This window comes from Pedobacter sp. 05L430 (assembly GCF_056397585.1).
In genome coordinates this window covers 1-9,732 of sequence record NZ_JBFTNT010000149.1, presented here as the reverse complement: position 1 = coordinate 9,732, position 9,732 = coordinate 1, and the positions used below count along the sequence as shown (strand labels likewise).

The 9,732-nt window shown below is 39.9% G+C and carries 12 protein-coding genes; all 12 read right to left on the bottom strand.

Going from position 1 to position 9,732, the window contains the following annotated elements; genetic code table 11:
• A partial coding sequence (locus AC1DG9_RS17350) for a hypothetical protein (RefSeq protein ID WP_477634956.1) occupies positions 1-319 on the bottom strand: 319 nt, incomplete at its 3' end.
• Entirely contained in the window at positions 312-755 is a 444-nt protein-coding gene (locus tag AC1DG9_RS17345) for a hypothetical protein (protein WP_477611972.1), read from the bottom strand. The genes AC1DG9_RS17350 and AC1DG9_RS17345, both read right to left, overlap by 8 nt.
• An 18-nt stretch (positions 756-773) precedes the next feature.
• Positions 774-4,697, bottom strand: a complete 3,924-nt coding sequence (locus tag AC1DG9_RS17340) for a tape measure protein (RefSeq protein WP_477611971.1) — start codon at positions 4,695-4,697, stop codon at positions 774-776.
• A gap of 113 nt (positions 4,698-4,810) precedes the next feature.
• Positions 4,811-5,461, bottom strand: a complete 651-nt coding sequence (locus AC1DG9_RS17335) for a hypothetical protein (protein WP_477611970.1) — start codon at positions 5,459-5,461, stop codon at positions 4,811-4,813.
• A 68-nt stretch (positions 5,462-5,529) separates the two neighbouring features.
• Positions 5,530-5,751, bottom strand: coding sequence for a hypothetical protein (locus tag AC1DG9_RS17330; protein WP_477621745.1), 222 nt, complete (start codon positions 5,749-5,751; stop codon positions 5,530-5,532).
• Between the two features lie 2 nt (positions 5,752-5,753).
• Positions 5,754-6,323 carry a hypothetical protein gene (locus tag AC1DG9_RS17325; RefSeq protein WP_477611968.1) on the bottom strand — a complete coding sequence of 190 codons (570 nt, stop codon included), beginning with the start codon at positions 6,321-6,323 and terminating at the stop codon, positions 5,754-5,756.
• 32 nt (positions 6,324-6,355) lie between these two features.
• A complete protein-coding gene (locus tag AC1DG9_RS17320) occupies positions 6,356-6,763 on the bottom strand; it encodes a hypothetical protein (protein ID WP_477611967.1) in 408 nt (135 codons plus the stop codon).
• Positions 6,760-7,215, bottom strand: coding sequence for a hypothetical protein (locus AC1DG9_RS17315; protein ID WP_477611966.1), 456 nt, complete (start codon positions 7,213-7,215; stop codon positions 6,760-6,762). The genes AC1DG9_RS17320 and AC1DG9_RS17315 overlap by 4 nt, the downstream gene beginning before the upstream one ends.
• A complete protein-coding gene (locus AC1DG9_RS17310; RefSeq protein ID WP_477611965.1) occupies positions 7,208-7,525 on the bottom strand; it encodes a hypothetical protein in 318 nt (105 codons plus the stop codon). Before AC1DG9_RS17310 ends, AC1DG9_RS17315 begins: the two co-directional genes overlap by 8 nt.
• Positions 7,525-7,842, bottom strand: coding sequence for a DUF6706 family protein (locus AC1DG9_RS17305; RefSeq protein ID WP_477611964.1), 318 nt, complete (start codon positions 7,840-7,842; stop codon positions 7,525-7,527). The genes AC1DG9_RS17310 and AC1DG9_RS17305 overlap by 1 nt, the downstream gene beginning before the upstream one ends.
• A gap of 2 nt (positions 7,843-7,844) precedes the next feature.
• Positions 7,845-8,357 carry a hypothetical protein gene (locus tag AC1DG9_RS17300; protein ID WP_477611963.1) on the bottom strand — a complete coding sequence of 171 codons (513 nt, stop codon included), beginning with the start codon at positions 8,355-8,357 and terminating at the stop codon, positions 7,845-7,847.
• Positions 8,357-9,451: a major capsid protein gene (locus AC1DG9_RS17295; protein WP_477634955.1), complete on the bottom strand. Its 1,095-nt coding sequence runs from the start codon at positions 9,449-9,451 to the stop codon at positions 8,357-8,359. Before AC1DG9_RS17295 ends, AC1DG9_RS17300 begins: the two co-directional genes overlap by 1 nt.
• Between the last annotated feature and the right edge of the window lie 281 nt (positions 9,452-9,732).

Genomic DNA, 9,732 nt, shown 5'->3' with positions numbered 1-9,732 from the left:
GAGAATTGGCAGGCAAAATAACGCCTCCAAAATTGGTATATGTACCGGCCTGATTAGCCGTATAATATACTGGAGTGGTTTGCGTACCAGGATTCATTGAAGGGGTTGCCCGCCCGGCATACTGCCCCTGAGGGATTTCACCTTGAGCAAATGGCAAATCATTCCATGGAGTAAATCCGTCGCCTATTTTAAATTTGATAGGGTTAGTGTCAATAACAACACCAATCTCTCCCTCCTTTAATATCTCATTAAGCGCRGACCATAAAACGGCAACACGCCTACGCATTTGAATCCTACCAATTACTATTTGCTCAGCCATTCCCGTCTAGTATATAAATTGTTTCTTCTTGTTGTTGAAGCGTCACTGTTAGTTCAATATTGAACTTTGCGCTTATAGCTCCAACGGTATTGATAAAATCGAAATTCGTAGCACGATTGTATTTGATATTATAAGTGACGCCAGTTGAGTATACAAACCACTCCTTGATTAATCCATTGCCTAACACTGCAAATAATGCTGCTTTCTTAACTAAGAACTCAGCCATTGTAGGTGCGCTCAACACACTATCCAGAGATACATCATAATCATCAAGCTTGGTGGTCAACCGATATTCACGACCATCACGTTCAGGCCAGCTTTGAGATTCGGCTTCTTTAAGGTCGGCAGGGCGCTCCATGCTCTTCAGTCCGTTTGTGAACCAAAGACCATAGGCGTCATATACCTCAATACCATTTATATCAGCCTGATTTAACATCCTAACCCTATAGTTGTTTTAAACATACCCATTGCCTGACAAAGCATTTTTATTGTCGTTCATCTTCTTATCGATACTCACCAACGCTGTTTCGATTTTCTCCAACCTATCAGTGTTCGTTGCCGTTTTCCCCGTGTTTTGCTCGATCTTTATCAATGATGCTAATTTACCCCTTCCTATCTCCAACATTTCGCCCATGGTCATACCAATTGGCTTTAATAAGTCCCTTACTTGGATTGTAGCAAGTTGAGTTCCTCTTAATACGCCTTCCAATTTATCTGCCTGGTTAGAGGTGATCGATTCGATACGGCCTTTCATGGTTTCGGGTTGATTCCCGCCTCCAGTGTCGGTTAATTTAACTCCTGATATGGCTTCTAAATCCTTTAGCCTCTGCTCCCCTGCAGTAGTAGCCTTATCATAGGATAACTTTAAGGTCGCTATTTCTTCTTTAGTCAATCCTCCTTTTGACAAGTCAGCAAATTCTGTATAAAAGGACTGTAACTGATCTTGGATGAACTTACTCTTAAACCCATTCAGGATAGATTTACGTATAGTTTCTTCAAATGTTTTGCCGAAATCCCCAACTCCATCAGTCAGTGTAGAAATGAAACTGTCGGCCAAGGAATCCAAAGATTGTCCTACATATTCAGCATTTAATTTATTTACTATATCTATAGCCGCCTGTTTCGCATTTATTAAATTCTCTACTAGTTTTTGAGTGCCTTCATCGATTGGACCACCCTCAGCAAGAGCACTTAACTCCTGAACTGTTAATTTTGAAATATCACCAATCTTACTAAGTTGTCCTTTGTAAAACTTATCAAGGAACGCGTCCCTTTTAAAGAAATCCCCTCCGGATATTTTCTTCGGATCTACACCTTCATTTATTTGCTTTAAGAAGCTATCTGTTAATAAATCACCAGTGGTTTTAAAATTATCAGCAACGTCAGCAGCATATTTTGCTTCACTTTCTCTTGCTGTTTTTAAAGCCTGGTCATACTTTAAAATCCTATCTGTTCCGTAAGCTTCATCTATAAGTGAAATTTGGCGTTCTAACAGCTTATTAGAAGCTTCTTGTTGTCTATTTTGAATATCTCTTGCATATTTAGCCTCAGCTTCACGTTGCGCAGACTTATCAAACAACTTGAAAATAGATGAGAATATTGATGCTCCTGCACTAAAAATAGCAAAGCCGGAGGCTAACTGTCCAATAGAACTAAAGTCCTCCAACCCATTCTTTCCTTTCCCACTGAATTTCTGCAGATCGGCCATATCCTTTTTGATATTACCAACCTGGCCTACAACGTTTCCTAGGGTAGAAAGTAATTTCCCGAAGTTCTCGTCAACACCTGAAACAGCGCCGGCAACATTATCAATTTGATTTGCCAGATTTATAAGCCGATCCGGTAATCTATCCGCTATGGCTTCTTTGGAATCTCCAAATAATTGTTTCAGTTCAGACTCTAATTCTTTGCTTATAACTACTCCTTTAGATTTAAGGAGACTTAAAGCGTCCTCAGCATTAGAGACGACTTTTAGTGCATTTTCATCAGACAGCCGATCTATTCCTGCATACAATTCCTTAAACGCATCAATTTCTTTTAAATGAGCATCACCTAATGCAGCAAGTTTTGTCGCATGTTGTTTATCCAGTTCTGCAAGTCCCTCGCTTCCGCCTTTTGCTAATACATCAATTCTGTCTTGTTTATATTGGTCCTCTAGCGATAGTCTTTCTTGTTCGAATGATCTAAGAGATTTAATTAAATCATCCTGCCTTTTTTGCTCAACTACCCCCTCGGCCTTAATTCCAAGCTCCAAGAACTTCATCCTCTCCGTCATAGCCCCAGTAAAACCTTTTGCTGAACCGAAACTTAAGATTTTATCATATTCGTCCTGTAAGATATCAGCATATTTTTTACTAGTATTTATTTCGGCACCGAAGCGTTCATTAGCAGCTTTCTTACCTAATTCCGTTTTATAGGATTCGTACTGTTCATATAGGCTTTTTTGAACCTCTAATGACTCTTTTAGTTTCTCGGTGTCTTGTTTATATTCAATAGAGATGATTTGAGCTTTCATTGCCGGAGCAAGTCCAGACCCATCTACTTTAAGTTTGTTTTTAGGATTCTCGTTGAATACACGGACTTCTTCAGTTATTTTTGCAAACTTATCTTTAACCGCCTGGACTTCTTCTTCATCCTTTGTGAGTGTTTTTCGAGAAGCCTCATTCTGAATATCCGTTATTTTTTTCTGTAAAGTTCTTTGAGCATTTACCTCCCGTTCTGCCTGGCGCTCCAATTTTAGCTTTGCCGCTTTTTCTGCTGCAGATTCTTCTGTGCTTGTTGCTTTGGCTTCAGGAATCAGCTTCTTAACGGCTTCCATCCTTGCTTTAGTCACATTAACTATATTTTCTAAAGATTGAATGCTCGTTTTTCCTCCATCAACCAATGCCCCTGTTTTTACTCCTTCTTTATAATCTGTTAATGCTTTTGTGGCCTTTTCATAAGCCAAAGACAACTCTTCATATGCAAACGTGGTTTTCTTTGCATCTCCGGAAGGAATGTTTAATGTATTGCTAATTGCTTTATTAGCTTGCTCAGTAGCTTTACTAATGCTTTTCATTGTATCTGCTACAGATGAACCAATAGTTAACCTAGTCCAAAATTCACTCCAGCTATCAGAGTTTACCATTTTGAATATTGTACCAAAGATTTCATTGAATCCTTTTAGTACAGTTTCAAAGAATTTATTGGTATTCGTGCTTTCGGCTACAGCTCCCGAAAATATATTGAAGAATTTTTCTGTTTCAGCGTTCAGTCCCTCTACCTTTTTGGTTGTTTCCAAACCAAATGTTTTTTCCAGTTCGGTAGCAAGAGCAGGCAATAGGTCGGCAGCAAGAACTTCACCTTTCTGAAGCATCTTGTTTAATTGTGTTTCTGTTACCCCTATGGACCTTGCGGCTATTGAAAATGCACCAGGTATACGCTCACCTAATTGGCCTCTTAACTCCTCCGCTTGAACATTGCCTTTAGAAATCATCTGCTGCAGTGCGCGTAATGCCCCCTCTGTATCTTCGCTGGAAAGCTTTAATTTTGATGCCGCACCGGCAACTGCATTGAATATTCGTTCTCCTTGTTGAAAATCAAAGTTTGAAGCAACTACAGCTCCAGTAAATGATTTATAGGAAGAAACCAGGGCATTGTAATTTACACCTAATCTATTTGCAGTATCAAGTAATTGTTCAAGTTTAGCATCCGCAAGGTCAACGGATCCAAATGTGAATTCTAAAGAAGTTCTGACTGCTGATGATTTTAACGACTGTGTAAAAGTAGCACTGATAAGTTGCATGGCGGCTGCCGCAGAAACATACGTTGCTACGAATCCCGCGAGTTGCCCAGAAGCTCCTTTTAGGGCCGATGAATAGAAGCCAACTTTACGCTGGTGGTTACCCATACCTTCGTCAAACTTCGTGAGTGATTTATTCAGTTCATTGTATTCTTTTACCTTACTCTTAAGTTCCGGGGTAAGTTTTTTTAAGCCATTTTCATAGCTTTTCACTTCAACCCCTAAAGCCTTTAATCTAGCTTGAGCAGCAAAATAAGACCCATTAACCTGCTCTTGTATTAATCTTGCCTCTTTAGCCTCTTTAGTTGACTGTTGTCGGGCAATGGTATTCTGCTTTTGTTTGGCAGTTAACTCATTTAGAGATATCGCTCCCTGCTGCCATTGGTTCTGTAACTGCAGATTCTCTTGCCTTAACCGCTCGGTTTCCAGTAATGAATCCCGGATGGCTTTAGTCATACCGACATTAGCCTGAGTGAAATTTGATGTGGAAGCTGCAGGGGCAACACCTACTTTAGCCAGCATCTTTTCAAAATTGTCTATATCCCTTTTAGCTTGAGTGAAATCTACCTTTGCTTTAAAATCTAATAATTCGCCCATAACTTAAAATATTTCGTCTGAATCCTTTGTTTCTATTACTTCTTTATCCTCACTATTTGTTTTCGGTATACTAGCCAGATACAATACAAAGTTGTCCCAGCTTAGATTCCATTTTACATCCCATTCTGACCACCCGAAGTGTTTGCAAGCTGATCCGATGTTTGAATGAGGGAGGCTATTAACTCGCTCCCGTCCGCTGGACTCGTCTGTTGATCCAGTATCCCTACTGTTCCTGTCATTAAGACGATAGAATTCGTAAAAGAATCCATTCTTAAACTACTAAAAACAGCTTTCAGTGCCTCATACATCTCATCAGCATCAAGGTTTAGTTCAATAAACTGAATTAACTCTTGATCTGGCTCTAAGTGATTATTTTGAATAGCTGCCGCAACTATATAAGCGATAGTAGGCATGTGCTCTGGAATGAATTTTAAATTATCACTTTTATGTGAATACAATGCCTTTGGCAATTGTGAGGCCCGTCCAGCGACACGGTACATATTCGCAACTACACAGGGTTTTATTTCGTATGTTCTACTTGTTTCAGCATCCTCATATCTCACAATTTCTTCCGTATATGACTGCGGTGCAATTGGCCGTCTGAATATCTTATCCCATATAGTTCGTTTTACTATTATAGGTTGAGCAGCACTCACGATTATTTTTTTAGGAGGCTGAACATTTTTCACTGGAATTGTGAGTTTATGAAGTGGCTTTCCTGTAAAAGTGTCTGCTATTGATTGTAGAATAAAATTCTGTTCCATTTTGTAGTTGAAATTAAAAAGCCCTATCTGAGACAGGCAGGGCTTTTATTTGATTGGGACAACTTTAATTACTTTTTAATCTTTTTCCCGTCATTAGATTTAGCGGCTTTCGATAAAGTCTCTGGTAGTGGAGTCAATTCTGCGTCTTCTGGTAACTCTTTCAAAAAGCCAGTCCCCTCTTCTCCATGTCTTTGAGCGAGATCATTTGATACCTCTCCTTTCCATCCAGTAACGTAATGTGATCTTGTAGCTTCTACAAAAAAATCGCTAACTACTTCTACCTTAACCATGACTAAGGAGTTGTTGAGTCAATTGGCGCTCCTGCCTCAGTTACCCAAGTTTTGATTGAAATCGCATCAAGTAAAGTAGTAGTGGTTTTGAATGAACCAACTTTACCAGTTAAAAGCAATTGCTGTAACGATGTTTTATTTAAGTTGTTCACATAACTTAAAGTCACTGCTACGTTTGGAAGTACGATAATTTGTTTACGACCATCTTTCATGCTGCGAGTTGTGATCTCTAACATTACATTAGCGACTTTACGTTTAGCAAGGTTCACGATTTTTGTGGTAGCTGATGTGTAAACAATGTTTTCGAACATCGCCATTACAATTGGGTCCTGTTGAAGTAATCCGATTGTGATTTGATCGGCTTCTCCTGGAGCTGCGAATGTTACAAACGCAACATCTTTATCCTCCGGAACAAGATCAGTTAAAGTGTCAGAGTTCCGGGTGTACGCAACTGCGTCCGCCACATACTCTAACTGAACCGCTGAAGCTAATCCAGTTGTAATTGCCGCTTCTGTTGTTACTGCGGGTGCGACTCTAATTTTTTCTACTCCGCCTACTGCATATGTTGCCATAATTTATTTGTTTTAATGCCCTAAGGCGGTTTTTAAATACCTGTGTTTTCTCGAATTGAATGGTACTGATATCCCATGTGTAAATGATATGAACCATCAGCGTCTCTGTTAAATTTTGGACGTTCATCTATCCATACTCTAAATGTTGGTTTAAACTGATTATCTACTAGGCCTACTATCACTTTGCCGAGTTCCCGTAGCCTGGTCTGATCTGTAACCATTATACCGGATTGTTTTATCTTTGGAACATATAACCTTATGTTTCCGGCTCCGTCTTGATCAGGATCATCGTTCACGCCAAGCGCAGTCACTACGACATCTGCCTTTATACTGTTGTCAGGACGAATGTTACCATAAACTTCACCATCGATTAAACTTGTGAACGAGGGTACATCTATTAATCCTCTAACATCAAGAACCATGTCTATACCGTCTTTCATTCCTTATTCCTCCATAGATTTCGTAGAAACTTAGCAAAAGCTCCAGATGCCAGTTTGGTAACATCAAAATCGTACGTCTCCTGAACATAACTCGCGTAATATTCTCCAGCGACCAATACCAATGCGACATCATCAGACTCACTATATTCTTTCGCTGCTCTCTCTGCTGTGGCTTCTCCTTTCTTCCGTCCCTCGTCGCCTGATTCTAACAAAGGAAAATATGACTCAAGAACTTTACCCTGCCTAACTATTGCAAAACCAACTGATGACACCAAATTGAAAGTCCTATTGGTATATGGCTTACCGGCTAATGTTTTATTCCTCGCGGCTGTAGTATACTCGGTACCTTTTTCGCGTAAAAAAGCAACGATTTCATTAACACGCTCCTCAATTCGCTTTTCTATGTACGAATGAATCTTGCTTTGATTAAAATTTGCCTCTATACTAAACATCACATCTACATCCTAATTGTCCACGATAAACTTCCATAACTGGGCCCTCAAAAACTACCACATCACCATCAGTAACCTTAATGTTTTCATATAATGATGGCATTTGAGATCCCTTTACAAATCTGATTCTACCCTTCTGAAAAACAGGCTGATTAACTTCATTCGTAAACTGTTTGCCATTTTCAGAATGGTACCTACAAGGAACAGACATAGTGATATCCTCAGTAGGAATTGGAAATCCAGTTTCCGGATCTGTTTGTGGCTCCGTTCCTGGTACGCTCCAGGTAGCTATGTGCGGTTGAAAATCCATTACCAGAATAGTCTTTGTTTTACAGTTGGTTTAATTGGTAAAAAAGGATCTACCATCCCCCACTTGCGCATTATCCATGAATATATCCCACGCAAGTCTGACGAATACTTAATGCTTACATCATCCTCTTTAACCTCTACCGTTTGAATGGTAGATAAAAGAAGCCCCGCCCAAATCATATCAACCGCTTTACCATCTGTCTCAGGGCTATATGTGGCACTGCCATCCAATCCTGCTTCAAGTATTGCTAAGTCAAGTTCCTCGCTAGTTACGTTAAGCGATCTTGTTTTGGTTGAAAGGGCTTCTTTTATGGTCATGATTATGCTTCTTCTATTAAACCGTTAGCAAATAATCGTCTCTGAACTTCTTTGTCTAAATGGGACACATCCTCACCTTCAGTATATTCCTGAGTGAAGTCTTTCGAATCACGGAATGATTTGCCTGAGGCAACAACATAATCAGCATCTTCATCAAAATCATCTTCAACGGATACAGCGTTAGGAGTTGATTCCTTATTGGCCTTAACTAAGGCTTTTTTAAGGTCAGATATTTCGTCTGACAACGATTTAAATAAAGGATCAAATATTCCTACTAATGCCTTTACAGCCCACTCAGGTATTTCTTGTTTTTCCTCGTCATCACCCTCACTCACTTGATCAGGAACATCAGACTTTACAGGGACTTGAATGGTATCGCCAACTTTTACTCCTGACTCAGCCAATTCCGGGTTAGCGTCCAAGTCCTCTTGTACCACTATGTGGTCAAACAACTCTTTATTTTCATTACTCCCACTACCTTGAGCAGAAGCACTGTCGGTTTTAGCTTTTCCCATTACGCTTGAACAGTTTTAGAATCCAATAAATAGATCTCATCAACATTGTTGATTACTGGCAAAACCAGTGCTTGAGAAGAGGTAAACTCTTTCAATGGATCAACTTTGTGGAATTTAGAAACCAAGATGAATTCATCAGCAACCTGATAGTCAACTGCTTTATTCTTGTGAACCATTTCAGCAAGAGTACCCCATGTAAGTGTACCTACCTCAGTAGATGTTAAGAATACAACAGCACCTTCGGCCCAAGGCTTACGGTTGGTTTTAGTACCGTCACGTTCTGTTTTCACAGTACGGTTAACGATATCAATAGTCCAACCGTATTCGCCCAAGATGAACGATTTCGCCTGATCCTTATTTGGGATCGGCAACACTGATGAAGTATTTACAGCGATACCTAATGAACCTGCATAGCGCTCTTTGAATTCTGTTGATTTCAGCATGTTGTTGAAGGCAAACGTATCCATCATTACCGTAGTAATGGTATCTCCATTTGCATCAGCAGCATCTTTCACCCTGTTAAAATCACTCAAAGGAGTTCCTGTCGCTCCTGCTGACCATACCACTGCTACCCCAAACTTGTTGGATGCTTTGTAGCCAAAGTCAACACGAATACCTAAGCCTACATTTTCAGTGTCAGGTATAAGTGTAATCCCTGTAGATAGAGCCTGAAGAAACATATATTCCAGACGCTCATAAATACCTGTGATACATTTCGCGGTATCTTGAAAGAGTTTAGCTACAAGTGCGCTTTCCTGAATTGCAGGGCTATTAGCCAGGATATTAAGGTCAGTCATCGTGCGTTCATTCAAGGCTAGTTTCATACCCAATTTAGGAATGTCACCATCTGCTTTTGAGATTGAATCACGTTTTTTTAATGGTAGTGCAGAGTCCATTGAAACGACATCTGCCGCTACTGTAGACCCATCTACGTTAATTKAATTCCATTTCAATGTAGGAGAATATTCCTTACGGAGCATCGTTTTGTGACGATAAGAATCCGGTACTTTTGTGCCGTTGATTTTCTCAACAACCTTCGCAACTAAGGGTTTGAAATACTTCGCTACCCATGCGGTGAATAATGATGGTTCCATAATTAATCTGCTCTATAAATGATTTGTGGTTGAGCAGTCTTAATCGCTGCCAGAACTGAACTGATAGTATTGTAGGAGAATATTCCTTACGGAGCATCGTTTTGTGACGATAAGAATCCGGTACTTTTGTGCCGTTGATTTTCTCAACAACCTTCGCAACTAAGGGTTTGAAATACTTCGCTACCCATGCGGTGAATAATGATGGTTCCATAATTAATCTGCTCTATAAATGATTTGTGGTTGAGCAGTCTTAATCGCTGCCAGAACTGAACTGATAGTAT

What these genes read in the sequence shown, in the direction of transcription:
- AC1DG9_RS17345 (WP_477611972.1), bottom strand. Translation starts at nt 755, where the DNA reads ATGTTAAATCAGGCTGATATAAATGGTATTGAGGTATATGACGCCTAT.
- AC1DG9_RS17340 (WP_477611971.1), bottom strand. Translation starts at nt 4,697, where the DNA reads ATGGGCGAATTATTAGATTTTAAAGCAAAGGTAGATTTCACTCAAGCT.
- AC1DG9_RS17335 (WP_477611970.1), bottom strand. Translation starts at nt 5,461, where the DNA reads ATGGAACAGAATTTTATTCTACAATCAATAGCAGACACTTTTACAGGA.
- AC1DG9_RS17330 (WP_477621745.1), bottom strand. Translation starts at nt 5,751, where the DNA reads ATGGTTAAGGTAGAAGTAGTTAGCGATTTTTTTGTAGAAGCTACAAGA.
- AC1DG9_RS17325 (WP_477611968.1), bottom strand. Translation starts at nt 6,323, where the DNA reads ATGGCAACATATGCAGTAGGCGGAGTAGAAAAAATTAGAGTCGCACCC.
- AC1DG9_RS17320 (WP_477611967.1), bottom strand. Translation starts at nt 6,763, where the DNA reads ATGAAAGACGGTATAGACATGGTTCTTGATGTTAGAGGATTAATAGAT.
- AC1DG9_RS17315 (WP_477611966.1), bottom strand. Translation starts at nt 7,215, where the DNA reads ATGTTTAGTATAGAGGCAAATTTTAATCAAAGCAAGATTCATTCGTAC.
- AC1DG9_RS17310 (WP_477611965.1), bottom strand. Translation starts at nt 7,525, where the DNA reads ATGGATTTTCAACCGCACATAGCTACCTGGAGCGTACCAGGAACGGAG.
- AC1DG9_RS17305 (WP_477611964.1), bottom strand. Translation starts at nt 7,842, where the DNA reads ATGACCATAAAAGAAGCCCTTTCAACCAAAACAAGATCGCTTAACGTA.
- AC1DG9_RS17300 (WP_477611963.1), bottom strand. Translation starts at nt 8,357, where the DNA reads ATGGGAAAAGCTAAAACCGACAGTGCTTCTGCTCAAGGTAGTGGGAGT.